The 19296-nt window shown below is 38.8% G+C and carries 15 protein-coding genes and 1 pseudogene; 9 read left to right on the top strand and 7 right to left on the bottom strand.

Going from position 1 to position 19296, the window contains the following annotated elements:
• Nucleotides 1–112 precede the first annotated feature (112 nt).
• Nucleotides 113–922, bottom strand: coding sequence for a MurR/RpiR family transcriptional regulator (locus BTO08_RS14980; RefSeq protein WP_242446274.1), 810 nt, complete (start codon nt 920–922; stop codon nt 113–115).
• 151 nt (nt 923–1073) lie between these two features.
• Here BTO08_RS14980 and murQ point away from each other — a divergent pair, with 151 nt between their 5' ends.
• Nucleotides 1074–1973: an N-acetylmuramic acid 6-phosphate etherase gene (gene murQ / locus BTO08_RS14975; RefSeq protein ID WP_105062665.1), complete on the top strand. Its 900-nt coding sequence runs from the start codon at nt 1074–1076 to the stop codon at nt 1971–1973.
• Nucleotides 1974–2053: 80 nt separating this feature from the next.
• On the opposite strand, the gene mltC is transcribed toward murQ, so the two are convergent.
• Together mltC and BTO08_RS14965 are read right to left on the bottom strand one after the other, a co-directional pair.
• A complete protein-coding gene (gene mltC / locus BTO08_RS14970) occupies nt 2054–3187 on the bottom strand; it encodes a membrane-bound lytic murein transglycosylase MltC (protein WP_005366318.1) in 1134 nt (377 codons plus the stop codon).
• A gap of 27 nt (nt 3188–3214) precedes the next feature.
• Complete coding sequence (locus BTO08_RS14965) at nt 3215–3568, bottom strand: hypothetical protein (protein WP_105061513.1); 354 nt, start codon at nt 3566–3568, stop codon at nt 3215–3217.
• Nucleotides 3569–3847: 279 nt separating this feature from the next.
• On the opposite strand from BTO08_RS14965, the gene BTO08_RS14960 reads away from it, so the two are divergent.
• On the top strand, nt 3848–4612 hold the full coding sequence (locus tag BTO08_RS14960; protein WP_105061512.1) for a TerC family protein: 765 nt from the start codon (nt 3848–3850) through the stop codon (nt 4610–4612).
• A 1169-nt stretch (nt 4613–5781) separates the two neighbouring features.
• On the opposite strand, the pseudogene BTO08_RS14945 reads toward BTO08_RS14960, so the two are convergent.
• Nucleotides 5782–6719: pseudogene (locus BTO08_RS14945) on the bottom strand (IS5 family transposase).
• Between the two features lie 211 nt (nt 6720–6930).
• Here BTO08_RS14945 and BTO08_RS14940 point away from each other — a divergent pair.
• The 3 genes from BTO08_RS14940 to BTO08_RS14930 all read left to right on the top strand — a co-directional run bounded on the left by BTO08_RS14940 (nt 6931) and on the right by BTO08_RS14930 (nt 9354).
• The gene (locus BTO08_RS14940) at nt 6931–8154 is read left to right on the top strand and encodes a metal-dependent hydrolase family protein (protein ID WP_146108437.1); all 1224 of its coding nucleotides are present in this window, start codon (nt 6931–6933) and stop codon (nt 8152–8154) included.
• Nucleotides 8155–8319: 165 nt separating this feature from the next.
• The gene (locus BTO08_RS22565) at nt 8320–8922 is read left to right on the top strand and encodes a MarC family protein (protein WP_105061511.1); all 603 of its coding nucleotides are present in this window, start codon (nt 8320–8322) and stop codon (nt 8920–8922) included.
• A 12-nt stretch (nt 8923–8934) separates the two neighbouring features.
• Nucleotides 8935–9354, top strand: a complete 420-nt coding sequence (locus tag BTO08_RS14930; RefSeq protein WP_105061510.1) for a MarR family winged helix-turn-helix transcriptional regulator — start codon at nt 8935–8937, stop codon at nt 9352–9354.
• Nucleotides 9355–10041: 687 nt separating this feature from the next.
• Here the strand turns inward: BTO08_RS14930 and BTO08_RS14925 are convergent.
• Nucleotides 10042–10599 carry a sugar O-acetyltransferase gene (locus BTO08_RS14925; protein WP_105061509.1) on the bottom strand — a complete coding sequence of 186 codons (558 nt, stop codon included), beginning with the start codon at nt 10597–10599 and terminating at the stop codon, nt 10042–10044.
• Between the two features lie 137 nt (nt 10600–10736).
• Nucleotides 10737–11627 carry a LysR family transcriptional regulator gene (locus BTO08_RS14920; RefSeq protein ID WP_105061508.1) on the bottom strand — a complete coding sequence of 297 codons (891 nt, stop codon included), beginning with the start codon at nt 11625–11627 and terminating at the stop codon, nt 10737–10739.
• 110 nt (nt 11628–11737) lie between these two features.
• On the opposite strand from BTO08_RS14920, the gene BTO08_RS14915 reads away from it, so the two are divergent.
• A complete protein-coding gene (locus tag BTO08_RS14915) occupies nt 11738–12409 on the top strand; it encodes a type 1 glutamine amidotransferase domain-containing protein (protein WP_105061507.1) in 672 nt (223 codons plus the stop codon).
• Between the two features lie 176 nt (nt 12410–12585).
• Here the strand turns inward: BTO08_RS14915 and BTO08_RS14910 are convergent, their stop codons facing one another.
• Complete coding sequence (locus tag BTO08_RS14910) at nt 12586–13158, bottom strand: cytochrome b/b6 domain-containing protein (RefSeq protein ID WP_105061506.1); 573 nt, start codon at nt 13156–13158, stop codon at nt 12586–12588.
• Nucleotides 13159–13377: 219 nt separating this feature from the next.
• Between BTO08_RS14910 and BTO08_RS14905 the strand changes: the two genes are divergently transcribed.
• The 3 genes from BTO08_RS14905 to BTO08_RS14895 all read left to right on the top strand — a co-directional run bounded on the left by BTO08_RS14905 (nt 13378) and on the right by BTO08_RS14895 (nt 19174).
• The gene (locus tag BTO08_RS14905) at nt 13378–15210 is read left to right on the top strand and encodes a hybrid-cluster NAD(P)-dependent oxidoreductase (RefSeq protein WP_105061505.1); all 1833 of its coding nucleotides are present in this window, start codon (nt 13378–13380) and stop codon (nt 15208–15210) included.
• A gap of 377 nt (nt 15211–15587) precedes the next feature.
• Nucleotides 15588–16994 carry a cytochrome-c peroxidase gene (locus BTO08_RS14900; protein WP_105061504.1) on the top strand — a complete coding sequence of 469 codons (1407 nt, stop codon included), beginning with the start codon at nt 15588–15590 and terminating at the stop codon, nt 16992–16994.
• Nucleotides 16995–17188: 194 nt separating this feature from the next.
• Nucleotides 17189–19174 carry a bifunctional metallophosphatase/5'-nucleotidase gene (locus tag BTO08_RS14895; RefSeq protein WP_105061503.1) on the top strand — a complete coding sequence of 662 codons (1986 nt, stop codon included), beginning with the start codon at nt 17189–17191 and terminating at the stop codon, nt 19172–19174.
• Nucleotides 19175–19296 lie beyond the last annotated feature (122 nt).

Genomic DNA, 19296 nt, shown 5'->3' with positions numbered 1-19296 from the left:
GATTGCTGGCGAAGATATACTGCCAAAATAATATAGTCAGACAGTATACCAAAAACAGGGTTCCCTTTATTGCGTCTTTAAAGGTAACAAAAAGTAAATTAAGCAGTTTTAGTTATTGTTGTAAGGCAATACAAATGATGTCGGTCAGCGTTTGTTGTGCTGCAAGGTGTAAATTGAAATGCTGATTCGCAATGCTATGCAGTGGTGGTTCACAAATTACATCGAGCTTCATATCAGCAAGGGAATTAAGCAGTAAATCATCGGGTGTGCTTATGACAATAATACCAGCGCCACGAAGCTTAGCGGCATGGGCTGTAAGCTGTAAAATGGGTTGTTCACTGTTATTGCTGATCACAAAAAGCACGTCTTGCTCTGTTAGTGTGTTGGCGATGGTACTTTGCAGGGCATGATCTTTACTGTGAATCACAGGTAAACCTAAGGCTAGCAACTTATCATTAAAATCACGGGTGATAATGGCATTTGCTCCCAGCCCGACGAGTTGAATCCGTTGGGCTTGGCTTAACCGTGCTGCAATATCGGTCAGTAATTGAGTATCAATAGCTTTGGTTGTATCAATAATGGCATTGGCTTTTTGTTGCGCCATTTTACTTAAGCTACTCGCAAGCGTGTTATTAGGCTCTGGTTGAGTTGATAATTGACTCAGCACATTACCACCGATGGTATTGTGCCTTGCTAATTCTTCACTGATCGCCATTTTAAAGGCAGGAAATCCCTTAAAACCAATACGCTGAGTAAATTTTACAATACTCGATTGACTAACATTGGCAGCTTTCGCAAGTTCTTGTGATGACAGCGAAACCACTAATTCAGGTTGTGCTAAAACCAAGGTCGCAATCTTTTGACCATTAGGGGAGAATTGTGATTGTAGGTTGGCGATTTTATCAAGTGCAGTCATAGTCATAACAGTTCGAGCATTTGTCTTGATAATAGCCTGAAAAACACTGAGTTACCGTGATATTTACAGCGTTATGTTAATCGCGAATAAGAATCTAGAGCCTGATACGCTTGTTGATTATGATTAAAAAAGAATGAATAAAACTAGGATGAAAACCTTGAAGATTGATCTGACCCAACTTGTCACAGAAAGTCGCAATACGGCAAGCCAAAACATCGATATGTTATCCACAGTTGATATGCTGAAGGTGATCAACAATGAAGATAAAAAAGTCGCGTTAGCGGTTGAACAAGTATTACCTGAAATTGCGGTTGTCGTTGATGCTATTGCAGCGGCTTTTCAACAAGGTGGACGTTTAATTTACGTTGGCGCAGGCACCTCTGGTCGATTAGGTATTTTAGATGCAAGTGAGTGTCCACCTACTTATGGTAGCAAGCCAGAGCAAGTTGTCGGCTTAATTGCTGGTGGTCATCAAGCAATTTTAAAAGCGGTAGAAAACGCAGAAGACAATCGTGAAATGGGCGCACAAGATCTGATTGATCTTAACTTTAATTCAAAAGACGTTTTAGTTGGCATTGCTGCCAGCGGACGTACCCCTTATGTGATAGGTGCGATGGAATATGCTAAATCACAAAATGCGATGGTCGCGTCCATTAGTTGTAATCCACAAAGCCCTATGGCTGCACTGGCAGATGTAGCTATCACGCCAGTGGTTGGGGCAGAAGTTGTAACGGGTTCATCACGTATGAAAGCAGGGACAGCGCAAAAGTTAGTGCTCAATATGCTGACAACAGGAGCGATGATCCGCGTTGGTAAAGTGTATGGCAATTTGATGGTGGATGTTGAAGCGACCAACGCCAAATTGGTTGAACGCCAGAAAAACATTGTGATGCAAGCAACTGAATGTAGCCGTGATGAAGCTGAACACGCATTAACTGCCTGTGATGGTCATTGTAAAACCGCGATTGTGATGATTTTAGCTGGTGTCGATGCTCAAACAGCCGCAGACTTATTAGCGAAAAATAACGGATTTACTCGTCAAGCGATCCAAGCCTAATGATACAAAACACAAAGCCCTATCTCGATGGTCGATGATAGGGCTTTGTTTTATACCCAAGTGACTTGGGTATATATAGATCATAGTGACTGAAATTCTTTTTGGAAGTTCAGCACTTTTTCTAAGTATCGGCGCGCTTCAAGTTTCGGATGTTTATTGGTTAATGCCCAATAAGCTTGATTTGGTTGTAATTGATTCAGTTTATCCATAGCTCGCTGTCTATCTGAATCAAAGGTTGATAATACGCCACCTGTACCACTGTTATAAGCGGAAATCATACTGTAATGTTTAGTGGTTGGATTTCGCACATCCCTTAAATAGCGGGTTTGTAAAATGTGCAAATAAGCGGTACCCGTATCAATATTGTTAGCTGGATCAAACAGGTAGTCTTTGGTTGGTATCCCCGGTTTATTCTTCACCAGCTTAAATACATCAGCACCTGCTGTTTTCGGAATAACTTGCATTAAACCGTAAGCCCCAGCGTGGCTGACGGCAAACGGGTTAAAACTGCTTTCTGTTTTTACCACCGCGTAGATCAGATCTTCTGAAATACCGTATTGTTTTGATGCGCGTTTTATAATGTCAGCATATTGATATTCGCGTTGTTCAAGGTGATCGCTAACCATATCTATTTCAACAAAATAAGCATTTCCACGTTTTAATGGTTTCATTTTCAGCTTATTTTCAATTAAATAATCTGCATAACGCCCAGCACGCCATGGCCATTGAATATCTTGGTTATCTTGATCTTTAACTTGCCCAAGTAAGAAAGGCTTACCGTTTAATGGGATCGATTTGTCACTGAACAAATCCACTTGAGATGGATCGGCTGGCATTAGCAAGGTTTCTTCAATCGCTTTTTTCAATGTGGCTTCAGGTGCGTATTGAGCAACAGTTGAAACGTAAATTTTACCGTTATCAAAATCAATGTGCGCGCGCGTACGATAACCATCAAAGTATTTCACATAACGGTGCTTGCCTGCTTGAAGGAATTCGTCATCGCCCCATTGCTTCTTCACTTGCACACCAAGATAAGCCAATAATGCTTGCATGGCTTGCTCATTATTCACATTACCTGTGTTTATATTTCCACCATTGATATTCCCGTTATGGTTGGGATAAGTGGGCTTGCAGTTATAGAGACATTCAACTTGGTTTGATGAACACCCTGCGGCAAGTAAACAGGTTGTAATAATGAGCAATGCTTTTTTCATGGTTATCCTTACCACATATTTCCGTGATTAATGGGTATTGGTAGCATCACGGATAGCTTTATTAAGATCTGACGTTAAATTATCGACAAATTTACGTTTGCGTTGTTCTGCACGTTGTTTGCGTTCACGTGCTTGTTGATCGACATAGTTATTCCAACGATTTTCTACATAGTCATCATCTTTCATGTTGTTCCATGCATTTTCGAGGCGTTCTCGTTTCTCTTTTCTTTCTCGGATCTGACGTTTCGACTGTTGAATGCTGTTTTGCAGCTTTTGTAAGCCATTATCCACTGAATTTAGCGTATCGACTAGATCTTTGGCCTGAACAGATGTTGAAAAAATGCTTACAAATGCAATTAATAAACAGAATTTATGTTTCATTATCTTTCTATAGTTAACTAAAAGTAAAATGTTGAGTTTACATTTTGAGAGGGAGGTTTCAATATTATTTTTACAGTGTATTTTTCCACTACGATTAATAGCAATCATGGATGAGTCATACGGTAAGCGTCGCTTACATGTTGTTACAAAATCTCAATTGTTATTCGCAACGGTTGTGGTTGAATAGCGCTACTTTAATTTTAAGAGGTATAAAATACATATGGACGACCCCACGAGTTGTTCTCTTTTCCTAAACTCCTTTGTTAAGGAGTCTATTCAATGCTAGATCTTTTCCTTCAACCTGAAGCAATGATGATATTTGCGACCTTATTTGCCTTAGAAGTGGTATTAGGTGTCGATAATATTGTGTTTATTTCAGTACTATGTGAGCGATTACCAGAACATCAACGAAAATTAGCCCGTAACCTAGGTATTGCACTAGCTGTTGCTGCGCGTATTGGTCTTGTGTTCTCAATCAGTTGGGTAATGTCATTAACTCAGCCATTATTCTCTATTGCTGACTCTCCGTTCTCTGGTCGTGATTTGATCATGATTGGTGGTGGTGCATTCTTATTAGCGAAAAGCTTAAAAGAATTGTGGATGTGTTTCTCTGGTGCTCATCACCAAGAAGCCAGCAAAGTGCGAGCAGGTATTGCTTTAGTCTTGCTGCAAATCGTAGCGGTGGATGCGGTGTTCTCTATGGACTCTGTGATCACAGCGGTTGGTATGACAAGTGAAGTTCCACTGATGGTTGCTGCGATTTTAGCGTCAGCAGTTGTGATGGTACTGTGTGCTGAGAAGATCAACGATTATGTATTGCGCTATCCGGGCTTGAAAACATTAGCACTACTATTCTTAGTAATGTTAGGTGGTATGTTAATGGCTGAAGGTTTTGCGATTCATTTGAATAAAGGATATGTGTATTTTGCGATGGCATTTGGTTTATTAATTGAAACCTGCCACATCCTATTGAAAAAGCGAAATAAGACAGTTATTCGTCGTATTTACCCACAGCAATGTGGCTGGGCAGTTAAAGTAAAATAACCGCGTATTCGACAGATAATATAAAAGCAGAGCCTATGTGCTCTGCTTTTTTTATTTTTCACAGGCTTAATTTTTAGGCTTAATTTTTAGCGTCCTAACTTATTTCTGCCCCGAAATGAGTTTCGCCAAAAAGTTTACATCCAGATGCGAGTAGGTTTTGACTAAATAGATCTAATCTGAAACCCAAACTTACAAAGAACAAAAAATGGGTATCAGAGTGCAGTTCTTAGTTCAAAGTAACTCGATGACTTTTAAGCTAAAAACCGCCCTTAAAGCGTCAAAAACTTACAAGGCGTTATGGAAGCATACCACATGAACAAGTCTCTAAAATCTTCTTTAAGAGCGTTTGAGGCGCTCTAAAGGACATTTCTACTTGAGAGATAAAGAGGACATTTTAAAATGGGATTGACAGACATATCGTGATCGAAGCTCAAGACCATTGTACAGTAAAGCATTAATTTATATAAGGAAAAATATATAAAATAAGTATAAATTTGACGTTGTTATTGGTTTCAGAATATTCAATCAGGGCGGTGTTTGCGCATAAAAGTCTAAAAAGTGACGTTAACAGACAGATTAAATCGCTTGGTAATCACACTAAATCATATAAGTAGCTAACTTATAAGTGAACACTAAGCTTATTTAAAGAGTCTTGTGTACGGCTGTTTTTTCCCATTTTAAGATCTTCTAAAATAACATTAATATCAACCTGCATTTAGGAAGTCTCCTTTAACTACTTTGGAAGTTAACGATTTTATTGAAATACCATTTATAGGTGTATTGATGCGGTGTTCTAAAGTTTTAATACTTATTTCGAGTAGCTTGCTATTTTCCATAAAACGCTCTGGCTCTAGGTAATTGGCGACTTATTTATATCCGTCTAATTTATCTGTTAGGTTGGCTTGTAAAGACCATAACTCAGAATAAAATCATCGGTATCGACTTAGCAAAAAGTATTTTCTTTCTTCTTGAAATCAATCATAAAGAAAGGAATATTAGCCGTAAAAAATTACCTCGAAGTAAGCTTCTAAACTATATAGCACAACAAAATGAGTGCACCATCTCGATGGAAGATTGTTCCTTGCACATTGTTGGGCTAGAGAATTATCCAAACTTGGCATCAAGTTATGCTCTCTCCAACACAACATGGTGTTCTTGATCAAATCGTTTTAAATACCAACTACGCCATATGTGACTCGCCGTTTGTTTCGAACAGGCATACCTAGTCCTATGACTTTGTTTATAGCTTTGACATTCGTCATGATTCCTCCCACTTGATCGTTATAACATCTCAATCTCTATTTACCGCTGGTTAGTCCTTTATATCGAGACATTGCGGTCTCAGATATTGAGCGATAGTGATAACCCGACGCAGATTTCCACTCTGCTATTTTTCCGTTTTTCAAAGCCTTTGCTGCTTCATTTCTGGGATGCCCTTCTTCCCAAAGCACCGCATTCTTCGAGGCGGTATCAACGGAGTACTGCCCTTATTTTTCAGGGGCTAATAGCAACTTTTTGTATCATACGTTCCATCGGCATAAACGGTATCTATCTTTCTACGTAAAGAGTTGAGTAATGTTGGCAGTACTTCACTATCGCTAACACTTACAAGACTGACTTCCGCACTAATGGCCTTATGAGTGTCTACATCAACAGCTAAGTGCAGTTTGCGCAAAGTTTGCGTTTTTCGACACCGTGCTTTTTACATTCCACTCACCTTCGCCAAAGACTTTGATACCAGTCGAGTTAATAGCGATATAGCGAATAGTTCCTCTGTATTTATTACGATATTTGACCTGAACTGTCTTCGAGCGTTTGCTAATACACGTGTAGTCAGGGGACATCAATGGAGCCTCCAATAGCTCAAAGATAGAGTCGATAAAACCTTGAAGAGCCCGCAATGGTAGAGAGAATATCCCCTTATCATAAATTCAGTTTCAATCGCTGTATCAGAGTACTGGAAGCCTCTACCACGTTTACCATGATAGATTTTTCATTGCCATGCATCTACGGCTGAATCATCTATTCAGAACTTAACCGAGCCCCGTTTGCACAGAGCCTTATTGTACTCCCTCCAGTTAGTTATCTTCTTTTTTGCCTTAACCATCTCACCACCGCTCTAACCATCATAAAGGTTCAGATCGCAAGACTCGAAAAAAAGTTCAACTGATTTAGGCAAAAACGCCGGTTACTGGTCAAAATCATACTATAAGATAAAGTTAATTTTTCACACTCACACAAAAAAAAGAAAGCATTGCTTTCTTTTTTTGTTTTGTTATATTTTACGGACAAATAAACCAAGGGGTGATTTTATTATAATGAAAAAGCTATTAGTTAATGCTAAAATTTTTGATGGTAAACAAAACAAAATAACTTCAGGAAACATTTTTATTAATGGCAATAAAATATCCAAAGTAACAGAAAAATATGAGCCAATATATGAAGATATAGATGTTATCGATCTTGAAGGGCAATATGTTATGCCAGGATTAATTGATGCCCACGTACATGTTACTGCCAATTTGGTTAACCTATATCAAGAGAATGAGCACCAAGCTGCTATCTACGCTAAAAGCTTTAAAGAAATGCATCAAATGTTATTAAGAGGTTTTACTTCAGTTCGTGATGCCGGTGGTGCTGATGCTGGCATTCTTGATGTTCTTGATAAAAAAATCATTTGCGGACCTCGACTATTTATTAGCGGAAAAGCACTTAGTCAAACAGCAGGTCATGGTGATTTTAGACATAAAACTGATGCTTTTGAGCCTTGTGCTTGCAGTCTAAAAAGTGCTTCTTCCATTTCTATGATTTGTGACGGTGTCTCTGCAGTACGCAAAGCTACTCGTGAACAATTAAGGCAAGGAGCGAGCCAAATAAAGATAATGGCTAGTGGTGGTATTGCCTCTCCAACAGATAAAGTAACAAACCTTCAGTTTTCAGATGAAGAGATTTCTGCAATCGTAGACGAGGCAAATCACTTTGGCACTTACGTCATGGCTCACGCCTACACACCAGAAGCAATTATTCGAAGTATAAAGCTTGGGGTAAAGAGTATCGAACATGGTAACTTGCTAAATATGGAAGCTGCCAAAGTAATGAGTCAACATAAAGCTTACTTGGTGCCAACATTAGCAATCTACAACGCATTCACTCAGTATGGTTCCATAATTGAAACTCCAGCGCATACGCTTGAAAAGTTACAACTAGTTCAAAAACAAGCACTAGAATCAATTAAGTGCGCAAAAGACAATGGTGTAAGCGTTGGATTTGGAACCGATCTACTAGGTGAACTTATGCAATACCAGTCTACGGAGTTCAAGCTTCGATCTAAGGTAGATACTCCATTCGAAACTCTTCACTCGGCTACCTATGTGAACGCCAAAATGATGAATATGGAGGGAAAGCTAGGTATCATATCCAATGGAGCTTTTGCCGATCTTTTGGTACTAAAAGAAAACCCATTAGAAAATATTGAACTATTCGATGAGAATGGAAGCAATATATCGATGATAATTCAAGATGGAAAGTTCATAAAACAATAATAGATTAAATAAGTATAAATATTTAAGACATCGCTTAAAGTCAAATATTAAAAGGTAAGATGGATATATCTACATATAATTCCAAAATAATTACTCTAAGTACTGTATTTTTGAAGTTATTAGATAAGTATGCAGGGATGCTATCAATAAAAAATAGGTCTTCCAATGTTATTAGACAGTTACATATATTCATTTATTAAACTGGTTGTCATTTTAAATCCAATAACTATGTATGCTATTTTTATTACATACACTAGGTCAATAAATAAAAAAGAGGTTCAGGATATAGCTGTAAAAACAACTTTATCAGTAGTTCTTACATTTCTGATTACAACTTGGTTTGGAATAGAAATATTTAATATTTTGGGGATTAATTTAGCCTCTTTACAAATAGCAGGAGGCCTTTCACTGCTCATATCGAGTCTTCGAGGATTAAATCAGGACGCAGATACAAACCTCGTCACCGATAGCAATATAGCAATAGTTCCTCTGTCTATTCCTATTATTGCAGGTCCGGCTTCGTTATCAGTTTTAATGAGCTTATCAAATGATAAATTTAGCTCGCATAACTTCTTAAATAAGATCTCGATAAGTGCCGCATCAATAACACTCACACTATTATTAGGTACTTTATTCTACTTTAGTAAATCAATAGAGTCATTAATAGGTGAAATAACAATAAACATTATCAGCAGGCTGTCCCATTTGATTCTTGCTTGTATTAGCGTGGGTTTGATATACTCAGGCTTCTCTTATTATATTCACTGAGAACTAAATAACATGCCTGATTTTGGCTACTTAACTCGACTTTGGCGTTCTAATACTATTATATGGCAGAACAAATTGTCCCCCATTTGTTCTAGCTTTGGGGTCACTTACGTTGATAGAGTAATCCTTGATGAGTTAAGTATTAGAGGCCCTCAGACAAAGAGACAACTAGCAGAAAATCTTGGAACAATTCATCAAAACCTCACTCGATCAATTAAGCGGCTTCAAGAGCAACATCTAGTTAGCGCCACTGAAGTCGAAAACGATATGAGGCGGCTTAAAATAGAAATCACGAAGCAAGGACTTATTGTTAATAGAAATATCAACGATTCTATTAACAAGGAATGGGAGAAGATACTCCTTAATGCTTCTTCTGCGGATTTAAAGGCTTTCACAAAAATATTGGAACTAGGTAGTGAGCCTCTAAGTTAATATTATGGCTCGGGGCTGTTGCAAATAATTTAATGGGTATATTGAGCCTACAGTTAACTTTGAATTGAGTGACATTAATATCAATTTTTTTTCTGATATATTTTATCAGTATTGAGCTCAATAAAACCAATAGAAATTAAATATCGTGGTATTAGTGCATCAACTAATTGTATTGTGCTTCAAGGCTTTCATGCTAATAACTCTTAGAAACAGTTCAGAAATAAACTTAGGACTCAGCTAAGTGATTCGGGACTAAGGGTAACTTTTATAGTCGTTACAAGCTATTCACAGTACATAGCTCACTAATTCGCTATAGCCAGCAGCTTTTTCAATTGTGTCAAAAGTACAGAAATCATGATTTGGGTCGCGTAGTTCTTAAGGATTTTGACTTGGTTTTCAGCAACTGGTATAAAAACTTGAGCGTGACGAAACCTTTAGCAATTGGCTCAGTACTCAACTAATCAAACTATACGAATAATTATTGCCTTGATTAACACTTATCAGTTACGGGTGATGGGAAGTGTTATCCTTATATTTACTAATGTCTACCAGATTAAATAAAGCAAATAATCTAAGCAGTTTTTGTCCATATGTGAGTTAGCTACTAGGCTAATTCACATATTAGACAAACTCGTTATGTTATGTGGCTATGCATCATGCATAAGATTATTGCTAAACCCTGATCGCCTATTGGTTCTCATGAATAATTCTGATTAACTTTGCAGGTGTTCCACCATATAGAGAGTCAGGTGGTACATCGGTATTAACCACAGAGTTAGCGGCAATCACAGAACGCGCACCAATGGTCACACCTTTATTGATCACAACATTGCCACCAATCCATACATCGTCCTCAATCGTAATAGGATCACAAATGGTTTCCCAGTTACGGCGATTGAGATAGTTTAGATCATGGCTAGCACAGTAAAGCTGGGTGTTCGGGCCAATCATTACGTTATTGCCAATAATAATTTTAGCGCCATCCAACATTGTTACGTTCATATTGATGAAGGTCTTTTCCCCAATCGAGATCGTTTTACCGAACTCACAATAAAAGGGGGAGCGGATGTGACTCGATGCTGAAATCTTTCCCATTAGCTGTTGAAATAGTTCATGACGCTGAGAGTCATCTGTACTTTGATTAATGGTCTGTAATAAGTTCGAAGCATTTTGACGAATCTGGTTAATACAGTTTGCGCCGCCGTCAAAGTCTTCACCTGCAAGCATTTTTTCGAATTCAGTCATGTTGTCTCTCAACGTGCTATAGATTTATTTGAAATAAAAACGTTATGTTTACTTACTGATTTATATTGTTATTGAGTAAGTAATCCCCAAGAAAATAGAGCCAATCTACCCAAAAGATGAAAGCAATGGCTAAGGGTTTATTTATGTAGCGAATCCCAATCAGAGAAATAATTAATTAAATAGTCTATTGCCAAGCGAGCACGGACAGGAAGAAAACGTTGATTTTGATATACGATCCAACTGCTATTACCTTTACCCCAAAAATCTTGCAGTATCGGAACAAGTGAACCTGAATCCAACCCTTTTGCTAGGCTGCTTTTTGGCATATACGCGATACCTAGTCCTTCTTCGCATGCCGAGATAACAGCATTGGAGTTATTGCTTTTCCATCGACCGTGAACACGGGTATTAATGGTGTTGCCTTCTTTTTCAAAGAGCCAGTGGTCATTATTAGCAATAATGCAGCTATGTTGTTTCAATTGGCTAGGGTGAGTTGGCTCTCCATAACGGGCTAAATAATCTTGGCTGGCAACCGCAGCCATTGGGCGATCAACGAGTTTTCTCGCGACTAAACCTGAATCTTTTAGTGCCCCGTAACGGATCGCAAAGTCGATACCATCTTCGATAAAATTCACCATACGAGAGTTAAAATCCATCTCGATAGTAAGATCTGGGTAAGACTTCGCGAATGCCATTAGCGCAGGAGCGACATGCTCTTCGGCAAATGCACCAGCAGCGCTGACGCGTAATGTTCCACTCAGCGTAATTTGCTGTGTGTTTAAGCTTTCGCTGGCTTGTTGTAATCCATTTACCAGCCCTCTGCATTGTTGATAATACAGTTGTCCAGCATCGGTTAAATTGACCTGTCGGGTTGAGCGAGCTAATAAGGCGACACCTAATCTCTCTTCTAACCTTGAGACTTGTCGGCTAACGTGGCTTGTGCTGCAACCGAGTTGTTTAGCCGCAGACGAAAAGCCATGGCTTTCAGCGACTGCAACGAATTCAATGATCCCATCGAAACTATTCATAGACCTTTATCTTTGCTATTTAACAACAATGATTTGCCGATTTTCTGTATTATCAGCCATATTGATTTGAATTAACATGTTTACGCACTCAATAATTCAAGGAAAAGACAATGAAAAGGATCCTGATCCCTGTAACGAATCATGCAACTCTGGGCGATACTGACCAAGCGAATGGCACTTACTCACCAGAGATAACCCACGTTATTCATGAGCTGACTGCAGCTGGTTTTGACTATGAAATCGCATCGATTAAAGGGGGTAAAGCGCCACTTTATGGTACGGATATCGAAGGTGATGAGGTAAACCGCATTGTGTTGGCGGATGATAATTTTCAGAACCGAATCAATAATACGATTCCCGTCTCACAAGTGAATATTGATGAGTACGATGCTGTATTTTATCCAGGTGGCTTTGGTCTGCTATCTGATCTTTCCAGCAATACTGACTTTGCTCAATTAGCAGCAAAACATTATGAAAACGGTGGCGTTATAGCGGCGGTATGTCATGGCCCTGCGGCACTGCTTCCTATTACATTAAGTAGTGGTGACAGCTTACTTGCATCTATATCGGTAACGGGCTTTACACGTGAAGAAGAAATAGATTTCGGTACTATTACTCATATTCCATTTTTATTGGAAGAGGCGCTTTCAAGAAAGGCAGCGCGCTTTAATAAAGTACAGCCTTGGCAAGAGCTGGTTATCGTTGATAAACGAGTGATTACTGGCCAAAACCCTACCAGTGCTCACGGCGTTGGTAAGGCGTTAGTGACATCAATGACGTAATTATCTTGTTGATATATTTTAAAAACTACCTGATATGAAATAGCTCATTGGTTTGAGCTATTTACTAATATGACATTCGTTTTCGATGATAAATATCATAGCCTAGTAATGTTTGCTAAATCATGGGATGCAAACATTACTAGGCTATGCTTTTTGTTTATAAAGCGTGTTTAAAATCAAGCGAACTTCTTACGTTCAATAAAGAAGTGAAGCAGTGCCATACCGCCATGGCCAATTAAGTATGCTTCAATTAAACCTGTCAGCGATTTATGGATCTCTCTCGCATCGTTGGCATAAGGTGAGTGACTTAACCAAAGTGCTAGCCATATCAGTGCAGCTGTTTCAATTAAGATCAAAGCGCCAATACCTAGTCCTTGAATAATATTCCCTAAGCCTTTTTCTCTTGGCTCGGGCAATTTACCGTGGCGAAGTTGTTTTAAGTCATCGAATAGAACGGTGTTGTCACCAAAAAGATAAGGAAAGAATTGGCGGAATGATTGTTTAACTAACATATAGCTAATCATTGCCAGCGTGACGACAACGGTCAGTATGCCAAGAATAATGTGCACCCATAAGAAAAAGGTAGATAAAACACCACCTTCAATTTCACCTGCATGGGTCATGCTCATTAAATTACTATTTAAAATCTGTAAGATCACTAAAGCGGCCAATGAAGTATGAATATGGCGCAGCCCCGTATTGGGAAAGTAATGTTTGATGTAACGCCAAAAAGAATGAAGTAGCGGCATAGTAAACCTTAATCAGACGATATAAAAATAAGATGATTGATAAGCGAAATTTAACACAAGGGGAAAAAATAGGCAGATAGAAAAGAGATATAAGCCAGTAATGTAAATATGCATTTTTAATGCGTAAATAGATGAAGAAGGATTGATAGATTTCTTTTTCAGCTATGTTGATACTGCGTTACACTATTGCTGCTAATACATATTGTCATGGAGAGAGCAGTGAGCACACCTTTAGAAACACCACAATTATCCCAATTAAATGTCTTTCCCGTAAAATCAATAGCAGGTATCAGCCAATCTAAAGTTTGGGTCGAAAAACAGGGGATCAGTTTCGATCGTCGTTTCATGGTTGCGACCCTATCAGGTGATATGATCACGGCACGTAAATCTCCCAAGATGGTAAAAGTGAAAGCGGCGCTAATTGCCGATGGCATCGTAATAAGCTATGAAGATAAAGCCTGTTTGGTACTGAAGTATGCTCAATTTGATATGGCAGAAGCGTCATCAACCGTTTGGGGAGATACATTCATCGCCTATACTACAACTGAGCAAGCCAATGCGTGGTTTAGTGATGTGTTAGGCCAACCCGTTCAGTTGTTGTTTACGGGTGAACAATCAAACCGTCTTCGTCCTAAAATCCAGCAAAATGTGAGTTTTGCTGATGGTTATCCGCTACTAGTGATCAGTGAAGCCTCGCTTCAAGCGCTTAACGAGCGTAGTAGTGAGCACCACACAATGGATCAGTTTAGAACTAACTTAGTGGTAAGTAATACTGAAGCGTTCGCAGAAGATGGTTGGAAACGTATTCGGATTGGTGAGGTTGAGTTTGAAGCGGTCAAACCTTGTGCTCGATGCATTTTAACCACGGTCGATCCTAAATCAGCAACGTTTAGCGAAAGTAAAGAGCCGTTAGTTACGATGGCAAAATTCCGCGCCGATGAAAAGGGAAATGTCTATTTCGGGCAAAATCTTGTGGCGCGTAATGAAGGTATTATTTCTGTTGGTGACACCATTGAAATATTAGAAACGAAACCGAAAGAAATATATGCAGATAACAGTGAGCAAAAATTACAGCTTACGTGTGTAGAGCGTGAAGATATAGCACAAGATTTCACTACATTTTGGCTAGAATCTCATCAAGAAAACCAAGCGTTACCGACTTATTTACCGGGGCAACACCTGCCTATTCAACTAGAAGTGAATGGCGAGTATATTTCTCGTCGCTATACATTATCTTCTAGCCCATCACGACCGGGGCGTTATGCGATATCAGTAAAACGAGTTAATGACGGTCGCATCTCTAATTGGTTACATGAGCATTTTCAAGTCGGTGATACATTGGTGTCTGAATCGCCGAGCGGTGATTTTCATCTTGGGGTTCATACTGATAAATTATTATTACTCTCGGGTGGTAGTGGTGTAACACCAATGATGTCGATGCTACGTTATTTATCCGATCATGATTTAGTGCGTGATGTGGTCTTTTATCATCAATGCCGTACAGAAGCTGATATTCCTTATTTAGAGGAATTACGTGCAATAGAAGAGAAGCATCCTTCACTCGATTTACGTATCGTATTAACGCAACCAAAACGTGACTGGCAAGGTGAATCTGGACGACTAAGCATTGGTCATTTAGCCATGATGAGTGATTTAGATAAACGTCAGGTATTTGTTTGTGGTCCTGATGCGTTTATGTCGTCTGCGAAAAAGTTATTGCTCAATATGGGAATGGCAGCTTCTCGTTATCACCAAGAAGCGTTTGGCCCTGTACGTCATGCACTTGAAGAAAAAAAGACGGTCGAATTATCAATTGATGGACAGCTTTTCCAAGGGAATAACCAAGCAACATTATTAGAACAAGCAGAAACGGCTGGTATTAAGATGGATTATAGCTGTCGCGCCGGTTTTTGCGGGGCTTGTAAGGTCACAGTGAAATCTGGAGAGGTAGAACAACCAGAGGTTCCAGCACTTTCATCGCAAGAGCGTGCTGAAGGGAAAGTGCTAGCATGTTGCTGTGTGCCTAGAAGTGATCTAGAAATAATTAAATAGTGAGCTGTGGGTAAATTAGAAGGCAATGAAAGTGATTACATTGCCTTTTTTATAATCATTAACATATTATTTATTATGATGATATCTATAGTTGATGGTGTGATTTTAATATTTAGATTAAAAATAAAAAAGAGAGTTAATTTTATCAATTTTAAAAATTGATCTAGAACAATAAAACAAAGAGTTGATATTTAAGTAAATAATACGGCTTTATTAACATATGAATTTAATGCACTGATATTAAATAGGTAAACATAAAACTTATTGTTAAAATTGTGTTTTATCGGATTTATCTATTGTGATGTCCACTTTTTCCAGATGGATATCTACATTAGAAGCGATTATTTTCTCGTGAAATAGTTCTTTTAGGTATATTCATGAAAAAATCATCGTATATTGCATTGGCAATAGGAGCGGGTGTTTTAGGTTATTTGGCAACGGTATACGCCGTTGATCAAGGAGATAAAAAGCTCCATCAACAATACCTTTCACAAGCTAATTTGGTTAAAGTTGATCCTCTTTCTCAGCAAGCTTTTAAGATTTTTAACCAAAAAGGTTGTCAGTACTGCCACACAACCAACAGCGAAATGCCGTTTTACGCTAACTTACCCGTGGCAAAACAGTTAATGGCACATGATGTTAAAAAGGCACTCCGTCAATTTAATATCACAGCATTAATGGATCAGGTTCAGCAGAATAAACCGATCTCTCAAGTTGACTTAGCAAAATTAGAATCGGTACTAGATGATGGTGCAATGCCACCAAAACAATACTTACTCATGCACTGGCGCTCAGATTTATCACCGCAAGAAACGGATGTGTTATTAAAGTGGGTTAAAGAAGAACGTGCTAAATACTATTCTGATCCACAGGTTGTTGCAGAATATAAATATTATGCGGTACAGCCAATTTCTACCACCTTTGAAGTGGATGAGGGAAAAGTTAAATTAGGTGAAGAGCTTTACCATGATAAGCGTTTATCGGGTAATAATACCGTTGCTTGTTCAACGTGCCATAGCTTAACTGGTGGTGGTGTTGATCACTTAAAAACCTCAACTGGTATTAATGGTGCAAAAGGTCCAATTAATGCGCCAACGGTGTTTAACTCTGTGTTTAATATCCATCAGTTCTGGGATGGTCGTGCTAAAGATCTGCAAGAGCAAGCTGGTGGTCCACCAATGAACCCTATAGAGATGGGCGCGGGCTCTTGGCAGCATATTATCGATAAACTCGATAAAGATTCGGCATTAAAAGCACAGTTTACGACACTCTACCCTAAACAAGGGATCAGTGAATATAGTATTACTAATGCGATTGCTGAATTTGAAAAAACACTCGTTACGCCAAATAGCCGTTTTGATAAGTTTTTAAAAGGCGATAAAACGGCATTAACGCAACAAGAGCAAGAAGGATATGCGTTGTTTAAAGCGAATAAATGTCAAACTTGCCATAGCGGTCAGGCAATGGGCGGATTATCGTTTGAAGTGATGGGGCTGAAAGGTGATTACTTTGGCGATCGTGGCCATGTAACTGAAGTCGACAATGGTCGTTTTAATGTCACGAAAGATGGCAATGATATGCATCGCTTTAAAGTACCTACATTACGTAATGTGGCATTAACTGCACCTTATTTCCATGACGCGAGTGCTACAACATTAGAGCAGGCTGTTAATGATATGGCGTTGTATCAAGTTGGCGTGAAACTAAGTCAAAGTGATATTGAAAAAATCTCCGCTTACCTTAAAACGTTGACTGGTGAATACAAAGGTCAACAGTTGCAATAACTTTGTTATTTAGATGGTTTCAAATGGCTTCTTATGTACTTTCAACTAGAAAGACAACCATAGAAGCCATTTTTTATATATTCCAAATAAAAAGGCAGTTTGAAAGAATATTATTTTGATATCCATTGCTGAAAAGGTTTTAAATGTGGAGTATGCTGCTCGCGCAAACGATTACAATGGAGTAAGGATCTCGTATGTTTAGCAAGCCTCTTATCGCACTTTCTATCACTTTAGCTATTTCAGGGTGTGCAACAACGCCTATCGTTCAACACCAACCTTTTACGCTAACGGTCGCGCATATTAATGATACCCACTCTAATTTCGACCCTGTGAAATCTAGTTTTAAAGCTGACGATACCAAAGTTTATAACGAGTTTGGTGGCTATCCTCGCTTACAAACGATGGCGAAAGAATATAAAGCTGAAGCAAAAAAAGATAATCAAAGCTTACTGTTCTTACACGGTGGTGATGCTTGGCAAGGTAGTGCTTACTTTAAGCTAAACCATGGGGCAATGAATGCTGACATGCTAAGCAAAATGGGCTTAGATGCGATGGCATTAGGTAACCATGAATTTGATTTAAATAATAAAAAATTAAATGCTTTTATCGGTAGCGTTAATTTTCCTGTGCTTGCGGCTAACGTAGATGCTAGCCAAGATGCTGATCTGAAAGATCAAACTAACTTACGTCCTTACCAAATTTTTGCTTTTGATGGCAATAATAAGACAATTGTTAAAGATATTAATAATTTACCTAAAGATAAAAATCTTGTTGCAGTATTTGGTATTGCATTAGATAACATGGCAAACATTGCACCTAATACGGGTGATGTGAAATTTTACGATATGGTAAAAACGGCACAAGCCACCGTCGATATGCTAAAGAGTAAGGGCATTGATAATATTATTGCGCTCACGCATATCGGTAATGCGGTAGATCTTGATGTTGCGTCAAAAGTTAATGGTATTGATCTTATTGTTGGCGGTCACTCACATACTTTATTAGGTGATTTTGCTGACTTGGGTTTAAACAATAATGGCATGTATGCCCAAATGGTGAAGAACCCAAATGGTACGACTGAAACATGTGTCGTTCAGGCGGGTGAGTATGCTCAAGCGATTGGCCGAGTAAATGTAAGCTTTGATGCGAACGGTGATGTGGTGAAGTGCGCAGGTCACAATACCTTACTGAGTAACGATGAGTTCTACCATCATGCCGATCGTAAACAAAGCGATATGTTTACCCCTGTACAAACTGCAATCGTTGAAAAATTCATCGATAATCATGATAAAATCACGATCACAGATGAAGATGTTTTATTACGCCAACGTATTGATACTAAATACAAACCAGCAGTAGATAAAGCGTACGGTAAAACCATCGCTCAAGTGCCAGTAGAAATTAAACATGAGCGACGTCCTGGCGATCGTGGTACAGATAAGCATGGATCAGATGTCGCGCCTATTATGGCTGAAGGTCAATATTACTGGGCGAATGAGCCTCAAGTTCAAAAAGTAACGGGCATGAAAGTGGATTTTGCCTTGATCGGAGCGGGTGGTATTCGTACCAATATTGAGGCGGGTGAATACCGTGAAGGTAATGTGTCATTAGAGCTTTTACCATTCTCAAACTTTATGTCTGTGTTACCACTTAAAGGTGCTGTGATTAAACAGTTATTACAACAAACGGTTTCTGCAACGCTGCCTGAAGGCTCTCATGCTGGTAAATTCCCATATGGCGGTCATATTCGTTATAGCTTTACCGAAACAGAAGCAAATAAAGCAGGCAAGGTTAATAATGTTGAGGTGATGACTGGCACAGAAAAGAACCTAGTTTGGACGCCAATTCAAGATAATAAAACTTACAATGTTGCAGTAAATAATTATAACGCAACGGGTAATGATGGTTGGACACCTGTTTATCAAGCGCAAAAGGATCACTCTGGACGTGTCGATTTAGCGTATGTTGATGGCAAGTTAACAGGCTTTAAGGTTAAGAACATTGAAAAAGTAGGCGACAAGTACCAAGTGAATTACCAAGGAGCTGCGCCAAACTGTAAAGCCGCGAACATGCGTTGTAATACAGATGCTCAAGCTGTGATTGATTATATCCAGCAAAGTCGTCCTACCCTTGTACCGCTAAATTATGAAGTTGTTACGCTAGATCGCGTACAAAAATAAACCTCTGCGGTTTTAGGCAAATAAAGTATGCGTCCTACATGTGATTAATAAAAGCGGTAGGGCGCTTTTTATTTTTTGGAATCGTCTAAAAGTGATAGTGAAAATGCGATTTTTACGAAATA

The organism is Photobacterium angustum, assembly GCF_002954615.1.
Classification (GTDB): Bacteria; Pseudomonadota; Gammaproteobacteria; order Enterobacterales; family Vibrionaceae; genus Photobacterium; species Photobacterium angustum_A.
The sequence above is the reverse complement of the archived record's forward strand: the minus strand, read 5'-3'. Positions and strand labels throughout refer to the sequence as shown.

Coding starts and splice junctions, on each gene's coding strand:
- BTO08_RS14920 (WP_105061508.1), bottom strand. CDS start 11,627: ATGAATAGTTTCGATGGGATCATTGAATTCGTTGCAGTCGCTGAAAGC.
- BTO08_RS14940 (WP_146108437.1), top strand. CDS start 6,931: ATGAAAAAGCTATTAGTTAATGCTAAAATTTTTGATGGTAAACAAAAC.
- BTO08_RS22565 (WP_105061511.1), top strand. CDS start 8,320: ATGTTATTAGACAGTTACATATATTCATTTATTAAACTGGTTGTCATT.
- BTO08_RS14980 (WP_242446274.1), bottom strand. CDS start 922: ATGACTATGACTGCACTTGATAAAATCGCCAACCTACAATCACAATTC.
- BTO08_RS14965 (WP_105061513.1), bottom strand. CDS start 3,568: ATGAAACATAAATTCTGTTTATTAATTGCATTTGTAAGCATTTTTTCA.
- BTO08_RS14900 (WP_105061504.1), top strand. CDS start 15,588: ATGAAAAAATCATCGTATATTGCATTGGCAATAGGAGCGGGTGTTTTA.
- mltC (WP_005366318.1), bottom strand. CDS start 3,187: ATGAAAAAAGCATTGCTCATTATTACAACCTGTTTACTTGCCGCAGGG.
- BTO08_RS14925 (WP_105061509.1), bottom strand. CDS start 10,599: ATGACTGAATTCGAAAAAATGCTTGCAGGTGAAGACTTTGACGGCGGC.
- BTO08_RS14915 (WP_105061507.1), top strand. CDS start 11,738: ATGAAAAGGATCCTGATCCCTGTAACGAATCATGCAACTCTGGGCGAT.
- BTO08_RS14960 (WP_105061512.1), top strand. CDS start 3,848: ATGCTAGATCTTTTCCTTCAACCTGAAGCAATGATGATATTTGCGACC.
- BTO08_RS14895 (WP_105061503.1), top strand. CDS start 17,189: ATGTTTAGCAAGCCTCTTATCGCACTTTCTATCACTTTAGCTATTTCA.
- BTO08_RS14930 (WP_105061510.1), top strand. CDS start 8,935: ATGCCTGATTTTGGCTACTTAACTCGACTTTGGCGTTCTAATACTATT.
- BTO08_RS14910 (WP_105061506.1), bottom strand. CDS start 13,158: ATGCCGCTACTTCATTCTTTTTGGCGTTACATCAAACATTACTTTCCC.